Here is a 15474-nt window from a genome sequence, read left to right as displayed (position 1 = left end):
AAATAGCTAATTTTTTTAAAAATAGTCTGTTAATAATTTCTCAGGCCTGACTAATTCCCTCTACCTTCAGTCTGCATCATTTTAAACATCAACTCTGCCCTAACCCAATCGGCCATTGTATCAATGTCCTGCACACGATAACGATCAAGTACAACAGGTGCTGATCGATCCGAAAAGATCTTTCTCTGCGATAGCCATGCATCGACAGCCCCCCAATAAAACTGACCTGCATCATGCCAATATTCCTCAAGATCCTGTGAACGAGTCAGTCTATGCTCAGGATGCAACATCTCAATGCCTCCGTTCCCATTAACCTTTAACGCCCTCTGTATAGGAAAAGCATAGCTGGTTACGCTAAAAGCATAATCGATAGGTTTATTCATAAGACAGCCTAGCCCTTTTTTTAAATCGTTTACCAGTACGAACGGGGCCGTGGCATACAGGCAGCATACATATTTGTAATTAAGGCCAAGGTCAGCCATAGCGGTAATTGCATGCTTTATGACAGGCAAGGTATCTGTGAAGTCATCAGCTAACTCTTCAGGCCGAATGAACGGCACTTCGGCACCATAGCTTTTTGCAACTTCAGCAATCTCAGAACTATCCGTCGAGACTATGATCTTGTCGAAAGCTCCGCTCTCAATCGCTCTCTCGATAGACCACGCAATCATTGGTTTACCGCAGAATTCTCTAATGTTCTTTCCCGGTATCCTTTTACTGCCTCCACGAGCAGGAATAACGCACAAATTCATGACACTATATCTCTTAATACCTGAACAACCCTATCCTGCTGTTCATCAGTCATTGCATGAAACATCGGTAAGCTTATTGCTGTCCTGTAATATTCAATTGAAGCCGGAAAATCATTATATTCAAAGCCTAAGCTCTTATAGTATGGCTGAGTATGGACAGGAATATAGTGTAGATTTACACCTATGCCTGCCGCCCTAAGCTCATTGAACACTTTCTTATGGGACTTTGAAATTTCATCCAGCCGCAACCGGATAACATAGAGATGAAGACCTGAATAACTATCAGGGTGTTGCCAAGGTAATATGATTGGTAAAGATGACAGAAGTTTATTGTATCGGTCAGCCAACTCATGTCTTCTCTTAACAAAACGATCAATACGCTTGAGTTGAGAGACCCCAAGCGCTGCTTGCAACTCAGTCATCCTATAATTAAAGCCCGGATCGATCTGTTGGTAATACCAAGGACCATCCGATTCATGGGTCATTAACGCATCATCCCGGGTAATGCCATGGCTTCTCAGCAGTAGCATCTTCTTATGAAGTTGCTCTGATTTAGTAACGGCAGCGCCACCTTCTGCCGTTGTAATAATCTTGACAGGATGAAAACTAAAGACGGTAATATCGCTATATTGGCAATTGCCTACAGGCTTACCTTTATATCTTCCACCAATTGCATGGGAGGCATCTTCAATCACTTTGAAACCAAAACGCCGTGACAAAGCGTAAATATCTTCCATTTGACACGGTTGACCGGTTAAATGAACAGCAACCAAAACGGAAGGTAAGTGACCTGCTTTCTCCGCATTGATTAACTTCTTTTCAAGTTCTACAACGGAAATATTGTAGGTGTCAGCATCAATATCGACAAAATCCACTTCCGCACCGCAATAACGGGCACAGTTAGCAGACGCTACAAATGTTACAGGAGAGGTCCAAAGCCAATCGCCCTGCTTAAGTCCTAATGCCAAACAAGCCAAATGCAACGCTGAAGTGGCACTATTGGCAGCAACGCAGTGTTTAACATTGCAATAATTAGCTAATGCAGCCTCAAACTCTGGAACCCGAGGCCCCTGAGTCAAAAAATCAGATGTCAGAACATCGACAACAGCATCAATGTCCTCCTGATTAATATCCTGTTTTCCATATGGGATCATTGAGTCAGTCACCAATACTATTTGCCATCGCCAAGAACTGCTCATGGCTTAACCAATCCGTGTTGTTGCCGGAATTGTATTCGAAGCCCTGTGCTACAGGTGTGCCCTTCTCACCTAACCTGTTTTCAGAAAAGTCTGCTTGATTCGCAAACTGAATGGTAGGGCAGATGACATAATGATCACTGAACTCCAATGTCAGGTGGGAATCATCCGCTGGGCACATAATCTCATGAAGCTTCTCACCAGGTCTTATGCCTATAACTTTGTGTTTCAACTCAGGTGCTAGCGCCTTAGCAAGCTCGGTCATGCGCATAGAAGGAATTTTTGGTACAAAAATTTCTCCGCCATGCATACGCTCGAAATTTCTCAAAACGAACTCAACGCCCTGCCGTAAAGTGATCATAAAGCGGGTCATATCAGTATGGGTAATCGGTAGCTCATCACAACCTTGCTGAATCAGCTTTCTGAAGAAGGGGACAACAGACCCCCTTGAGCCAACAACATTACCATAACGCACTACAGAAAACTTGGTGTCTCTACTTCCGACCATATTATTTGCAGCAACAAATAATTTATCAGAAGCTAGTTTTGTTGCACCATAGAGGTTGATTGGGTTTGCCGCCTTATCTGTCGATAAGCCAATAACCTGTTTAACATTATTAGCGATTGCGGCTTTAATGACATTTTCAGCCCCATCTATGTTGGTTTTGATGCACTCCATCGGATTATATTCAGCGGCAGGCACCTGTTTCATCGCTGCAGCATGGATCACATAATCGACACCATCCATAGCTTCCATCATTCGACTTGAGTCTCGCACATCGCCAATAAAGTAGCGCATGCATGGATCATTAAAAATCTGCTGCATCTCGAACTGTTTCAGTTCATCCCGAGAAAAAATGATGATTTTTTTAGGCTTATACTTTTCAAGAATAATCTGGGTATATTTTTTACCAAAAGATCCTGTTCCACCAGTGATCAATATAGTTGCATTATCAAACATTTTTACCTTCCTAAAGTACAATCCCGTTTGAGCATTCATCGTACAGCCATTACTTCGATACAGAGCCTAAATGACAAAACACAGAATCATCTCTCTTTCTCAGCTACGCTTCGCTCGTATATTTTTATGACAGGAGCAACCCTTAAGCCTCCTCAGAAAATAAGCTAAAAAGCTGCTCAGGATTAGGCATTGACGACTCCTGAATCGCCTCATCAATTTCCTTAGACAACTTTAGTGCGAACTCTGACGGAATTTGCCGAATTACCTCTCCTGTGCCATTGTCAACCATGCTGACTACAATTCTTCTTGTATCATCATCAACCTTGAGACGCAAACCGACCTGCTGAGCTTCAGCAAATTGATTCACCTTATCCAGGATACCGAGCAACTCATCATCGCTAGCGTCTGTACCCGCATTAATATCAGGAGAGCGCTCATCTAGCCCTCCCAAAATATCATTTTGCTCATAAGCAGGAAGAGCATTCTCAATAACTCTCTTCCCAGTGGAATCATCGTCTGCAAAGGACACAACACTTTGGCTTAGGCTATCAATTTTCATAACAAGTCCTCTATTAAAGGGTTCTCTATTATTGATACTCGGCCATTACCAGAAAAGCTTTAATCTCCTCTAACACCGCGCTAGGGGCTATGAAGATGAATATAGACAAAGCTTAATCTTAACAGATCTCAACTTTCGATAACTGCCTTTCCTTTCAATCAGTAACAAAGCTGTCCCCACCACCAGAGACGATAGATTTTAGCTATCTCTTGTGCTTCATTTAAAGCAACAAACAAAAAAACGCTGCCAAACGACAGCGCCAAAAGATACAGAGGCAACAATAAAAGTAAAACTGAACGCAGTGATCAATCCAGCTCTTTCAGGATTTCCCGCGCGATAATCACACGCTGGATCTCACTGGTACCCTCGTAGATCGAGGTCACACGGACATCACGGGCAAAACGCTCCAGTGGGTACTCTTTGACATAACCGTTACCACCCATCAGCTGCAACGCTGAATAACACGCGGTATTAGCTTTTTCAGTAGCAAACAGTTTGGCCATAGAGGCTTCTTTGGCAAACGGCTGGCCTTGCTCTTTCTTCCACGCTGCACTCATCAGCAGCAGACGCGCCGCTTCTAGTTCGGTGTAATGATCGGCCATCATCCACTGCAGCCCCTGGAAGTTGGCAATCGGCTGACCGAACTGCTCACGTTCCTTGGTGTAACGGGCTGCATAGTCCATCGCCGCACTACCAATACCCAGCGCCAGGGAACCGATACCGATGCGACCACCGGCCAGCTCCGCTACGGCAATACGGAAACCATCGTTCAGCTCGCCCATAATGGCAGAATCCGGTACACGACAGTTATCGAACAGCACTTCGTTGGTGGCAGAGGCCTTCTGGCCCATCTTGTCTTCCGCTTTGCTGATCTTAACGCCCGGGTTGTCGGCATCCACCAGGAAGCAACTGATACCCTTACCTTTCTTCGCAGCCTTATCGGTGACTGCCCATACCACAAAGACACCGGCGTATTCGGCACTACTGATCCACTGCTTAGCGCCATTGATCACCCAGTCATCACCGTCCTTCACGGCGCTGGTACGCATACCAGACGGGTCAGAACCAGCATTGGCTTCACTTAAACAGAAGCTACCCGCCGGGTATTCACCGCTACATAGCTTAGGCAGGTACTTTTGACGCTGTGCTTCGTTACCCACTACCTGAATCACTTCGGCCACCATGTTGGTTACCGACATGGTCACAGCAGTTGAAGCACAGGCACGGGCGATCTCGGTCATAGCCACACTAAAAGCCACCACACCCGCTTCCGTACCACCGTACTCAGCGCTGACATTCAGACCCATAAAGCCCAGCTCAGCCAGCTTTTTCAGGTTAGCCAGCAGGATGGTTTGATCACCGGTGTGATCCAGTTCAGCAGCAACAGGCTCCAGCTCGGTCTGAGCGAATTTACGCGCCATATCCTGGATCATCTGCTGCTCTTCGGTTAATGCCATATGCATACGGTTATCTCCTCAGCAACGGCCTTAAGCCATACGGATCGCGCCGTCCAGACGAATCACTTCGCCGTTCAGCATGGTATTTTCGATAATGTGGCACGCCATCGCCGCAAACTCGGCAGGTTTGCCCAAACGTTTCGGGAAAGGTACCGCATTACCCAGTGCTTCCACTGCTTCATCCGGAATATCACTCATCATGGGTGTTTCAAACACACCTGGCGCCAAGGTCATAACCCGGATACCGTGACGGGACAGCTCACGGGCCAGTGGCAGTGCCATACCCGCTACACCGGCTTTAGAAGAGGAGTAAGACGCCTGACCGATCTGACCATCAAATGCGGCGATAGATGCCGTGTTGATGATGATACCGCGCTCGTTATCCGCCATAGGCTCATTTTTCGCCATCGCCTGAGCGGCCAGACGGTTCACATTGAAAGTACCTACCAGGTTGATATTCACACCCTTGGCAAACAGTTCCAGAGAAGCCGGATTCAGTTCACGATCCAGCAGTTTCTGTACGACAACAATACCCGCACAATGTACTACGCCATGCAGAGCACCGTAGGAATCTACCGCCAGATTTACTGCATTCTGCACATCTTCTTCAGAGGTGATGTCAGTAGCGATAAAGCTAGCACTTTCACCCAGCTCTGCCGCCAGTTCGATACCGGCTTTATTGATATCGGCCAGTACCACGTTAGCGCCTTGCTCGATCAGACTACGGGTTGTCGCTTCACCCAGACCTGAGCTGGCACCTGTCACTAAAAATGTTTTACCGGAAATCTGCATCGTCTTATCTCTATGCTGGTAATCAATGATTAAAAAAGAGGGCGACAGTGCCGCACCCTGGATCGAACGGATCAGGTCGTCATCTTCGCCCTTTAATTCTGGTTGCTAAACCTTAACTATTTTTCACTCACACCCGACCGTTGAAACAAACTGCCGGGTGCCAGCAGCCCTTATCTTATATAGCGGCTATCCACCTTAGCGGGCGACTCACACAACTTATGCTGTCTGAGCCTCTTCATGTGCTTGCTGACGCAGGATAAAGCGCTGAATCTTGCCAGACGGTGTTTTTGGCAACTGATCCACAAACTCAATTTCACGTGGGAAGGCGTGGGTAGACAGACGCTCACGCACCAGATTCTGGATATCCTGCACCAACTCATCAGAGCCCTCATGACCGTCACGCAGTACCACGTAGGACTTAATAATGTGGCCACGCTTAGCATCTGGTTTACCTACGGCGGCACTTTCTGCTACGGCTTCGTGCTCCAGTACAGTACCTTCCACATCCGCAGGACCGACACGGTAACCTGCAGTAGTGATGATATCGTCGTCACGACCACTGAACTGGAAGATGCCATCGCGGTTTTCAAACACCATGTCACCGGTCAGGTAGTATTTACCGTGGAACGGTTTTTTCTCCTGCCAGGTGTAACCCTGGAAGAAGAACGCAGGTGAGTTTTCCATATCGACTGCGAACTGACCTTCTTCACCGGCACTCACTTCATTGTAGTTCTCATCCAGGGCTACAACACGGTAACCTGGCAGAGCGTAACCCATAGCACCGATATGCACCTTATGCTCCAGAGAGTGGTGGTTACAGCAGGTCATACCGGTTTCAGTCTGGCCGTAATGATCCATCACCGGACAACCCAGTACATCGGATACCCAGTTCACCACCTCAGGACTCAGAGGTTCACCAGCAGAGCTGGCACGACGCAGCGCCAGCTTAGGTTTCATCTCTTTATGAGCATCGCTGGCCATCATCATGCGATAAGCAGTAGGCGCCGCAGCCAGATTGGTGATCTGGTATTTTTCCAGCATTTCGTAGGTATTTTCGGTAGTGAAGCCCGCTTCGTTAAAGTGCGTGGCTATGCCCATGCACAGTGGACCTGTGATCGCGTAGTACAGACCATACGCCCAACCCGGATCAGCCACGTTCCAGTACTTATCATGATCATCCAGACCAACGGCATACTTCATATAGATATAGAAGCCCAGCAGCGCCTTCAAAGGCACCGCAACACCTTTTGGACTTACCGACAGTACCCGAGGTGAACATCTGCAGGAACGGCTGCTCAGCATCCAGAACCACAGGCTCACACTCGTCACTGAAGGAAGCCATGACCGTATCAAAGTGCAGGTCACCTTTCGCTTCTGCGGTCTCTTGATCAGCACAGACCTGTACGACCGTTGGCAGACCGTTGACCTGGTCAAACTTACTGCGGTTAGCATCGTCAGTCACCACCACTTTGGCGTCACACTGAGTAATACGATACTCAATAGCTTCGTAACCAAAAGCGGTAAACAGTGGTTGATACACCGCGCCAATACGCCAGGTACCCAATACCACTACCAGCAGATCAGGGGTACGTGGCAGCATACAGGAGATACGATCACCGGCTTTAACACCCTGAGATTTCAGGAAGTTGGCAAACTGTGCCGATTTTTTCTGCAGTTCAACCCAGCTGTGGGTCGAGCTGACTCCGCCGATACCTTCATAGTACAGCGCAATCTCATCGCCCTTGCCCGCCTGTACCTGCTTATCACAGCACTCCACACAGGCGTTAAAACCTTCCTTCAGGCTGCCCAGAAATTTCTCTTCAACCTGATCCATTGAGAAGTCAGCCATAAAGGCCGGGTAGTGGTTTGTTTGCATTGTTAGGGTCTCCGAAAGTCCAAATGCCAGAAATTGTTTTTGTTATGGCTCAATCCATCAGGTCTGGCTTAGCTCGTACCAGACCGGAACAAATAACGTTTACGTTAACGTCATCCCTTATCCCTAAAAAAAGCGCCTTGATGCGACCGGTTGTGTTTCAACCAGAAAAACTAGCAAGCGCTCGGTTTTATAACAATTTAGCTATCCTGAGGTTTTGGTGCAAGCCCTGAAAAACAGTTTTTTTCATCCATTGGATTAAAAAAACAAAAAAGGCCCGCAAAAAGCGAGCCTTAGCAAGGTCATAACGATTAAAAAATTTGCGCAGATTATCTTTAAAACACCCAGCAGCACATCAGTCACACGAGGTAACTGCTTTTAAAAAGTTAATTACGCTGTAAGCCGATCAATTCAGCCAAAGCCTTGGCCAGATCGTCCGGGGATTTTTCACCGCTGGCATCATACCACTGTACCGTCCAGTTGAGCGCCCCCAAAGTAAAACGACGAATCAGAGGCACATCACCTTTTAGCACCCCAGCAGTCACACACTCATCAATCACCTGTTGCCATAGAGCTTCATACTCGTCACGCATACCGATCAGCACATTCAGCGACTCTTCCGACAAACTACGCCACTCATACAGGGCAACAACGTGAGCATTACGGTCGGTCAGCAAGGTACTTAGATGAGCCTTGGACAGTGCCAGAAAGCGCTCTCTGGGTTCAGTAACCCCATCTAATGCTTCCCCTGCAATCTCCAGCGCACTCTCCATACCGTCCTGAATTACCGCACACAGGATCTCCTGCTTATCATTAAAATGATGAAACAGGCTGCCAGATTTAATGCCCATCGCATCGGCCAGCATTCTTACGGTAGTCCGCTCGTAGCCCTGTTCAAAGAACAGGCGGGCAGCAATGGACACCAGTTCCTTACGTCGTTTTGAGTTGTTGGTCTGAGTCATATCAAATCTAGCGCTTGCTTGGTTTTTCTGGGTTATGCCAACAAATTAACCACATTCCTCTATTCAGGGTCAAATGGAATCATACCATCACCCAGTATCCACTTAAGTCAAAAACCTTTGCCCGTTACGGCTCTGGTATTTCAGTAAACAACTTTGTACATTGACTCAGTTAACCCTCTCTATATGATGGATATGCTGGACTTTTTGTCAGCTTCTTTAGGAAACAAAGGCTGTTATGAACATCGTTTTTCGTGCTGATGCTTCAATCAATATTGGCAGCGGCCATATTATGCGCTGCCTGACGCTGGCAGATGCATTGACCGAACGGGGACATCAATGCCGCTTTATCTGCCGACCACATAAGGGACACCTAGGGGATTTTATTCACCAGAAAGGCTACCATGTTGAATTTCTTTCAGCCCCTAGGGCATCCGATCAGGTTGATCCAATAACCGATAGTTCTGGCTCAGACCTGCCACCTCACGCCCATTGGCTAGGGGCCACCTGGCAGCAGGACGCCGAACAAACACTTCAGACACTTTCAATACTTTTCACCTCAGGACAGGCTGTCGATTGGCTGATTGTAGATCACTATGCCCTGGACTATCACTGGCAGGATGCCTGCGAGGCAGGTTTTAAGCAATTAATGGTAATTGATGATCTGGCAGACCGAAAACATCGGTGTAATCTATTACTGGATCAAACCTTTGGTCGCACAGCAGACAACTATCAATCTCTGGTTCCCGCTGGATGCCAGATTTTGACCGGCGCTCAATACGCGCTGTTACGGCCTGAATTTAGCGAGTGGCGTACTACCAGCCTTAAACGTCGCCAGTCTCCTGAGTTAAACAATCTACTGATTAATCTGGGCGGGGTGGATAAAGACAATATCACCGGTACTCTACTCAAAGCCATTGATCACAGCCACCTGCCTGAATCCTGCGAATTAACCGTTGTGATGGGTGTCACCGCTCCTCATATTGAGCAGGTCAAACAGATCGCCGCTGAGCTCAAACAACCCTGCCAGGTACTCCAGGGCGTCAATAATATGGCAGAGTTGATGGCCAACGCCGATTTTGCCATTGGCGCGGCAGGCAGTACCAGCTGGGAGAGATGTTGTCTGGGTTTACCCACACTGATGATCATATTGGCAGAAAACCAGCAAACAATTGCCAAACAACTGCAAGCCGCCGGTGCAGCACAATCACTCAGTATCGGTCCTAAGCTTGCACAACAGGTCGCTCAATGTTTTGATCAGCTAAGCCCCAACTATCTCAGCAACAGTAGTCAGGCCGCTCAGGCGATCAGCGATGGTCTGGGGTGCTTGAAAGTCGTTAATTATCTGGAGCAGGAGTCACAATGAACACCTCTGCCAGTTTTGTCCGCCCTATGACAGCAGACGATTTGACCACTGTGTTACATTGGCGTAATCATCCTGAGGTACGCCGTTTTATGTACACTCAACATGAGATAACTCTGCAGGAACACGCCCATTGGTTCGAACGCTGCCAACCCGATCCCTTACGCCAACTGCTGGTCTTTGAGCACCAGGGTCTACCGGCAGGCTTTATTCATTTTACCCTGCAGTCTCACCAACAGATTGCCGACTGGGGATTTTATCTTGCACCGGATGCCGCCAAAGGTACGGGCAGTCAGTTAGGCTTTCACGCCCTGAACTATGCTTTCTGCGAACTCAGGTTACATAAAGTGTGCGGTCAGGCCATTGGGTATAATGACAAATCAATCCGATTCCACTTAAAGATGGGTTTTCAGCAGGAAGGGACGCTGAGAGATCAGTATTATGATGGCCTGAATTTCCACTCAATCGCCTGCTTCGGGTTATTAGCGCAGGAGTGGCACACCCACAGCCAAGAGATGGCCCAGATAGCCAAGAGATAACCAAGTATGAAAGAGATCACAATCGCCGGGCGCCGCATCAGCCAGCAGGATGCGCCTTATATTATCGCTGAGCTGTCTGCCAATCATAACGGCTCCATTGATACCGCTTTTAAGATTATTGAACAAGCTCATAAAGCCGGTGCAGATGCCATTAAACTGCAAACCTATACCGCAGATACCATCACGCTTGACTGTGATGCCCCCGAATTCACTATTCAGGGCGGTTTATGGGATGGCAGAAGTCTATACGAGCTGTATGAAGAAGCTCATACACCATGGGATTGGCATAAGCCTCTGTTTGACTACGCCCGTCAACTGGGCATCACCATGTTCAGTTCCCCCTTTGATTCAACCGCGGTGGATCTACTGGAAGACCTGAATGCACCTGCGTACAAGATTGCCAGTTTTGAAGCCGTCGACCTGCCACTTATTCGTTATGTCGCCAGTACCGGCAAACCGATGATTATTTCAACCGGTATGGCGGACGCTGATGAGATTGCTGAAGCGATTGCCGCCGCACAGGACGGCGGCTGTAAAGAGCTGGCAATTCTGCACTGCGTCAGTGGCTATCCGGCCCCGGCTGCCGACTATAATCTAGCGACTATTGCCGATATGATAGAGCGCTTTGGTTTAGTGACGGGTTTGTCAGATCATACACTGGATAATACCACCGCGATTGCCAGTGTGATGCTGGGTGCCTCTATTATCGAAAAACACTTTACTCTGGATCGTAACGGTGGCGGCCCAGATGACAGTTTCTCATTGGAACCTGAAGATCTGATCGCTTTATGTCGGGACAGCAAGACCGCCTGGCAGGCGCGTGGACAGGTAGACTATGGTAAAAAATCCAGTGAAAGCGGTAATGTCCAGTTCCGCCGTTCGTTGTATTTTGTAAAAGCACTGAATGCAGGAGAGACCATTACCCAGGCCCATATTCGTAGTGTACGTCCCGGTTATGGTGCCGCCCCTAAATATCTGGATCAACTGATCGGTAAAACGGTCAATACGGATATTGCAGCCAATACTCCGGTAAAACTGGAACAAGTTAATTTTTAATTCTGCTATGAACTCTGAAGACAGATAGAGATACACAGCACTCCGATTAAAGAACAGAACCTCCGGTTTGCCACGCAAACCGGAGGTTCTTTATCCTATATGCTAACGATCAGCGACGACACAGAGTATCTATTATCAGCTGAATGGATTAAACCTTAAAGCGCCCCACCTTCTGTCCCAGATCCTGCACCAACTGCTCCAGCTCCAGGCTGGTGCTATCGGCCTGAGCCACAGCACCCGCAGTGACATGGGATTCATTAAAAATCTGCTCCAGTGCCTGATGCATACTGCCCGCCTGTCCGGCCTGATCTTCCGTCATACGGGTGATCTCAGTGAACATCTTATGCAGCTCTTCGACCGCGTTATTGACACTTGCTAAACGTTCATCAGACTGGCGAATGCCATCAATGCTACTACGCGCTACTGTACTTGCTTCATTAATCGCCGTAACGGCTTTAGTGGCACCGGCCTGTAGCTGCCCGATTTGGGCCTCAATATCTTCCGTCGATTGCTGGGTTTTACTGGCCAACATACGTACTTCATCGGCCACAACCGCAAAGCCACGCCCACTCTCACCGGCACGGGCTGCTTCAATAGCCGCATTCAGTGCTAAGAGATTAGTCTGCTCGGCAATCGCCTTGATCATATCCAGTACATCACCAATCTGATCACTTTGCGATGCCAGCGCATCAATCACATCAGAAGTGGCTTCCACATTGGTTACCAGATGCTCAATATCATGGCGAACTTCCCGAGAGATAGCCGCGCTTTGTCCGGTCTCCTCACGGATCTTATCGACACTTTTCAGTGTCTGAGCCACGCTTTCACTCTCTTCTGCCACACTGTCCACAATATAAGCCACTGCAGCAGAGGCTTCTGAAACGGCACTTTGTTGTCGTTCAGTTGCTTGTGACGCCTGAATATTTCCCTGACGCATAGTATTCACTACGCTGGAGGTATGTCTGGACACTGACTGCACATCACCCACAATCGCCTGAATGGCTTGGACAAAGTGGTTTACCTTACCGGCCATCAATGCGATTTCATCATCCCCCTTAATGCCGATACGACGCGTCAGATCTCCTTCCCCTTCAGACAGATCACTCAGTGCATCGGTCAATATCCCGATACGACGTAAGATACGTACCGATAGCACCACCACCAGTACTACAATCAATACCAGAGCACTGATCAGAGACACCAAGGTCATCTGTTGAACCAGTTGATCAGACGATTCTTCGATACGTAGCTCCACGGAGTGACGGGCCGTATCGTTATTCTGCTGAATCCCCGAAAGGCGATCCTTCAAATCAGATACTGTCTCACCGGAAGCAGTATTGATACTGTTCTTCACTGCCTCAATACTGTTATTAATTAATGCATTAAAGCCAACTTCCATCTCCTGAGTGCCAGAGATCACCTTGTCACGACTCACCCCTAAGACAAACTCCCCGATAGGAGAGCCACTGGGGCTGATAGGCTGACGGATAATAATGATACGCTCATGATCAGCGGCAGCAGCAATCACTCCATCAAGGCCTTTTTTACCACTCCCTTTAGATTCTTCAATCAGATCTTTCACCAGATCACTGCGTCTATTCAGATAGCGGGTCATACGTTTACCGTAGATATCATAGTAACCGGCAAACACCACATGCTCACTTTCATGAGCCATCTGTACATAGCGAGTCAGCTGAGGAATGTCACGATCCCAGATCGCCTGGGGGGCTACTGCGGCGAGAATAACCGCCATATTCTTGGAAGTATCCAGCAGGGAATCTTCCAGCATCTTAACTGTGCTATCTTTCTCCTGCTCCAGCTCCAGCTTCAGGCTACCGGACAGTTCAACGGATACCTTATCGGACATCTCGGCAATCTGTCCCTGCACCCGCTCACTGGACATTGCCAGCTGCTCAGAAACCTTACCGTTCTCCAGACTGAGTTTGGCACTGATATCATTAATCAGGCTTTCCCCTCCGGAACGGGTCAGCGTAATAAAGAGCAGAGTCTGCACGACTGCCAGGATAACAATCGTGATAATCACGGGCCGTAACAGCTTACTGCCCAGAGCAAATAGTTGATTTGACATTGTGACCTCAACAGCTTTTGGCCGTTGGCTTTACGATGAAATCATAATCATCCTAAAGCGGTTTGTTATTATTTTCTGCCGCCTGTGATCCCTAGGAGGCAGGCCTTTTTATCAGAATAATACTTTCGTCGCACAATAAAAACCGGCATTTACGCATTTTTCACTGCTTTTTTTTACAACTTCAGCAAGATAATGCGCTAAACCACTCAAAAACAATGGAATCAGGCTCAATCCCGCTAATCAAGATTGATCAACGAAGCAATTAAGTCACTCATTCCAGTGCCACTGGTTTTTACACAGCTTCTCCCATATTCGATCTTTTCAGCACTCAAGCAGCGAATTAATCAGTGCAAATAGTTGTCAACCCGCACACAGCTCACCATAATTGAAAGAAATCCATTTCACTGGTTCGATAAAAGGGTTGCCCGGAATGCAGTCAGGCCCAAGAAACAGCGCACACTTTTTTATTAATGCTGCCACTGTGGCTGCTGAATTAAGCGTAGTGCTCACTGAAGCAAAAAACATCTCTTTGGAAGCGATGAATGCCAAGGCTCTGGTCGCCCGTGCCGGTGACAATGTCCGAACCTTTAAACCTATTACGGACTTTATGGTTGAGCTGGCCAATGACACCATCTGGCTGGTAAAAGAGATCAACCGGGAGGCCTTGACTCTCTCCCGAAACTCATTGGCAGACCTACATAGCGCGGATGCCCATGAGCGCTTCAAAAAAGCGCAGGAGCGCTCAAAAACAGCCGCATTTGGCGATACTCTGGATTCCATTGCACAGGAAGCATCCAACCGACACCATCAGCAAACCATGCAACTACGACGTCATATGCGAAAATTGTTTGAACTGCTTGATGAAATTGAGTCCCGCATGCTGGCCGCCAATGTAGTCACAGCAACCTCCCGACTGGAAGCCGCCACAGCAGCAGACAGCTACCAGGCTAGCTTGGAAGGCATCGTGGTAAAACTGGAAAAAGCAGCTAACCGCATTAAGCATATCGCCAGTAAATGCCGACATTCACTTGAGCGCTAATTCTCAGCACAGATCATCAGGAATACGGAAAGAAGTCGATGAAAGTAGTCAAACTGCATGAAAGCCGCAGCCACGAGTGGCTGGTCTTTGGCCGGGATGAAGAGCGCCCAAGTAAGATTATTGATACGAACCAATATATGATCAAAACCACCAACCACGCTATCATGCTGGACCCCGGTGGTATTGAGCTGTTTTCTGCTATGCTGGCTGCTGTGGTACACCATGTGCCAGTGCAACAGATCACGCACCTGTTTGCTTCCCACCAGGACCCAGATATTATCTCCTCCCTGGGCCTGTGGGATAAAACTTTGCCTCATGCAGAGCTGCACGCCCCCTGGTTATGGGAAGGCTTCCTGCGCCACTTCGGCTGTAACAGTATTAAGTACAACCCTCTGCCCGACGAAGGTAAAAGCATTCGCTTGGATGAGGTAGAGCTGCAATTTATCCCGGCGCACTATATGCACTCCTCCGGTAACTTCAGTGTTTATGATCCTCAGGCTAAGATTCTGATGAGCGGCGATATTGGCGCCGCACTGCTACCTGACGGCGCGCCGCTGTTCGTAGAAGATTTTGATGCTCACGTTGACAAAATGCGCCTGTTCCACCAACGCTGGATGCCCTCTAACCGAGCCAAGAAGGATTGGATTCGTCGCGTACGCCAGTTGGATATTAAATATATGGCACCGCAGCACGGAGCTATTTTCAGAGACCGTGATGTCGTGCGTTTCCTGGATTGGCTGGACGAGCTGGAAGTGGGTACAGGTATCGCCTAAACCACTTCAAAATCAATCGCTTTTTTCCTGCTATAAAACAATGCCCCTTTATCATGGGCATTGTTT

General features: G+C 48.1%; 15 protein-coding genes. 5 read left to right on the top strand and 10 right to left on the bottom strand.

Translation table 11 applies throughout. From position 1 onward, the window contains the following. Positions 1 to 50: 50 nt before the first annotated feature. The 9 genes from pseF to H579_RS0111670 all read right to left on the bottom strand — a co-directional run bounded on the left by pseF (position 51) and on the right by H579_RS0111670 (position 8552). Complete coding sequence (pseF, locus tag H579_RS0111705) at positions 51 to 752, bottom strand: pseudaminic acid cytidylyltransferase (RefSeq protein ID WP_028300834.1); 702 nt, start codon at positions 750 to 752, stop codon at positions 51 to 53. Further along, positions 749 to 1906: a UDP-4-amino-4,6-dideoxy-N-acetyl-beta-L-altrosamine transaminase gene (gene pseC / locus H579_RS0111700; protein WP_028300833.1), complete on the bottom strand. Its 1158-nt coding sequence runs from the start codon at positions 1904 to 1906 to the stop codon at positions 749 to 751. The genes pseF and pseC overlap by 4 nt, the downstream gene beginning before the upstream one ends. A 4-nt stretch (positions 1907 to 1910) precedes the next feature. After that, the gene (gene pseB, locus H579_RS0111695) at positions 1911 to 2909 is read right to left on the bottom strand and encodes a UDP-N-acetylglucosamine 4,6-dehydratase (inverting) (RefSeq protein ID WP_028300832.1); all 999 of its coding nucleotides are present in this window, start codon (positions 2907 to 2909) and stop codon (positions 1911 to 1913) included. A 142-nt stretch (positions 2910 to 3051) separates the two neighbouring features. Beyond that, positions 3052 to 3468: a flagellar protein FlaG gene (locus H579_RS25385; RefSeq protein WP_036566145.1), complete on the bottom strand. Its 417-nt coding sequence runs from the start codon at positions 3466 to 3468 to the stop codon at positions 3052 to 3054. Between the two features lie 305 nt (positions 3469 to 3773). Continuing rightward, positions 3774 to 4931: an acyl-CoA dehydrogenase family protein gene (locus H579_RS0111685; RefSeq protein WP_028300831.1), complete on the bottom strand. Its 1158-nt coding sequence runs from the start codon at positions 4929 to 4931 to the stop codon at positions 3774 to 3776. 24 nt (positions 4932 to 4955) lie between these two features. Then, the gene (locus H579_RS0111680; RefSeq protein ID WP_028300830.1) at positions 4956 to 5717 is read right to left on the bottom strand and encodes a 3-hydroxyacyl-CoA dehydrogenase; all 762 of its coding nucleotides are present in this window, start codon (positions 5715 to 5717) and stop codon (positions 4956 to 4958) included. A 216-nt stretch (positions 5718 to 5933) separates the two neighbouring features. Beyond that, on the bottom strand, positions 5934 to 6953 hold the full coding sequence (locus H579_RS29990; RefSeq protein ID WP_342662786.1) for an AMP-binding protein: 1020 nt from the start codon (positions 6951 to 6953) through the stop codon (positions 5934 to 5936). After that, positions 6892 to 7593: an AMP-binding protein gene (locus H579_RS29985; RefSeq protein WP_342662785.1), complete on the bottom strand. Its 702-nt coding sequence runs from the start codon at positions 7591 to 7593 to the stop codon at positions 6892 to 6894. The genes H579_RS29990 and H579_RS29985 overlap by 62 nt, the downstream gene beginning before the upstream one ends. Before the next feature lie 383 nt (positions 7594 to 7976). Further along, positions 7977 to 8552, bottom strand: a complete 576-nt coding sequence (locus H579_RS0111670) for a TetR/AcrR family transcriptional regulator (RefSeq protein ID WP_028300829.1) — start codon at positions 8550 to 8552, stop codon at positions 7977 to 7979. 235 nt (positions 8553 to 8787) lie between these two features. Here H579_RS0111670 and pseG point away from each other — a divergent pair, with 235 nt between their 5' ends. The 3 genes from pseG to pseI are packed head-to-tail and all read left to right on the top strand — an operon-like array spanning position 8788 to position 11507. Next, positions 8788 to 9915 carry a UDP-2,4-diacetamido-2,4,6-trideoxy-beta-L-altropyranose hydrolase gene (gene pseG / locus H579_RS0111665; RefSeq protein WP_028300828.1) on the top strand — a complete coding sequence of 376 codons (1128 nt, stop codon included), beginning with the start codon at positions 8788 to 8790 and terminating at the stop codon, positions 9913 to 9915. Beyond that, positions 9912 to 10451 (top strand): UDP-4-amino-4,6-dideoxy-N-acetyl-beta-L-altrosamine N-acetyltransferase, encoded by a 540-nt coding sequence (pseH, locus tag H579_RS0111660; protein ID WP_211224710.1) that lies wholly within the window; start codon positions 9912 to 9914, stop codon positions 10449 to 10451. Before pseG ends, pseH begins: the two co-directional genes overlap by 4 nt. Before the next feature lie 6 nt (positions 10452 to 10457). Beyond that, positions 10458 to 11507, top strand: a complete 1050-nt coding sequence (pseI, locus tag H579_RS0111655) for a pseudaminic acid synthase (protein ID WP_028300826.1) — start codon at positions 10458 to 10460, stop codon at positions 11505 to 11507. Between the two features lie 148 nt (positions 11508 to 11655). Here pseI and H579_RS0111650 read toward each other — a convergent pair whose 3' ends face one another. Then, positions 11656 to 13596, bottom strand: coding sequence for a methyl-accepting chemotaxis protein (locus H579_RS0111650; RefSeq protein ID WP_028300825.1), 1941 nt, complete (start codon positions 13594 to 13596; stop codon positions 11656 to 11658). A 430-nt stretch (positions 13597 to 14026) separates the two neighbouring features. On the opposite strand from H579_RS0111650, the gene H579_RS27880 reads away from it, so the two are divergent. Further along, positions 14027 to 14635 carry a hypothetical protein gene (locus H579_RS27880; protein WP_051227557.1) on the top strand — a complete coding sequence of 203 codons (609 nt, stop codon included), beginning with the start codon at positions 14027 to 14029 and terminating at the stop codon, positions 14633 to 14635. 38 nt (positions 14636 to 14673) lie between these two features. Next, complete coding sequence (locus H579_RS0111640; protein ID WP_028300824.1) at positions 14674 to 15408, top strand: oxygen-binding di-iron domain-containing protein; 735 nt, start codon at positions 14674 to 14676, stop codon at positions 15406 to 15408. Positions 15409 to 15474: the final 66 nt, after the last annotated feature.

The organism is Oceanospirillum beijerinckii DSM 7166, from assembly GCF_000422425.1.
GTDB classification, from domain to species: Bacteria; Pseudomonadota; Gammaproteobacteria; order Pseudomonadales; family Halomonadaceae; genus Oceanospirillum; species Oceanospirillum beijerinckii.
This window is presented reverse-complemented; position numbering and strand designations above follow the sequence as displayed.

Coding starts and splice junctions, on each gene's coding strand:
- pseF (WP_028300834.1), bottom strand. CDS start 752: ATGAATTTGTGCGTTATTCCTGCTCGTGGAGGCAGTAAAAGGATACCG.
- pseC (WP_028300833.1), bottom strand. CDS start 1,906: ATGATCCCATATGGAAAACAGGATATTAATCAGGAGGACATTGATGCT.
- pseB (WP_028300832.1), bottom strand. CDS start 2,909: ATGTTTGATAATGCAACTATATTGATCACTGGTGGAACAGGATCTTTT.
- H579_RS25385 (WP_036566145.1), bottom strand. CDS start 3,468: ATGAAAATTGATAGCCTAAGCCAAAGTGTTGTGTCCTTTGCAGACGAT.
- H579_RS0111685 (WP_028300831.1), bottom strand. CDS start 4,931: ATGCATATGGCATTAACCGAAGAGCAGCAGATGATCCAGGATATGGCG.
- H579_RS0111680 (WP_028300830.1), bottom strand. CDS start 5,717: ATGCAGATTTCCGGTAAAACATTTTTAGTGACAGGTGCCAGCTCAGGT.
- H579_RS29985 (WP_342662785.1), bottom strand. CDS start 7,593: ATGCAAACAAACCACTACCCGGCCTTTATGGCTGACTTCTCAATGGAT.
- H579_RS0111670 (WP_028300829.1), bottom strand. CDS start 8,552: ATGACTCAGACCAACAACTCAAAACGACGTAAGGAACTGGTGTCCATT.
- pseG (WP_028300828.1), top strand. CDS start 8,788: ATGAACATCGTTTTTCGTGCTGATGCTTCAATCAATATTGGCAGCGGC.
- pseH (WP_211224710.1), top strand. CDS start 9,912: ATGAACACCTCTGCCAGTTTTGTCCGCCCTATGACAGCAGACGATTTG.
- pseI (WP_028300826.1), top strand. CDS start 10,458: ATGAAAGAGATCACAATCGCCGGGCGCCGCATCAGCCAGCAGGATGCG.
- H579_RS0111650 (WP_028300825.1), bottom strand. CDS start 13,596: ATGTCAAATCAACTATTTGCTCTGGGCAGTAAGCTGTTACGGCCCGTG.
- H579_RS27880 (WP_051227557.1), top strand. CDS start 14,027: ATGCAGTCAGGCCCAAGAAACAGCGCACACTTTTTTATTAATGCTGCC.
- H579_RS0111640 (WP_028300824.1), top strand. CDS start 14,674: ATGAAAGTAGTCAAACTGCATGAAAGCCGCAGCCACGAGTGGCTGGTC.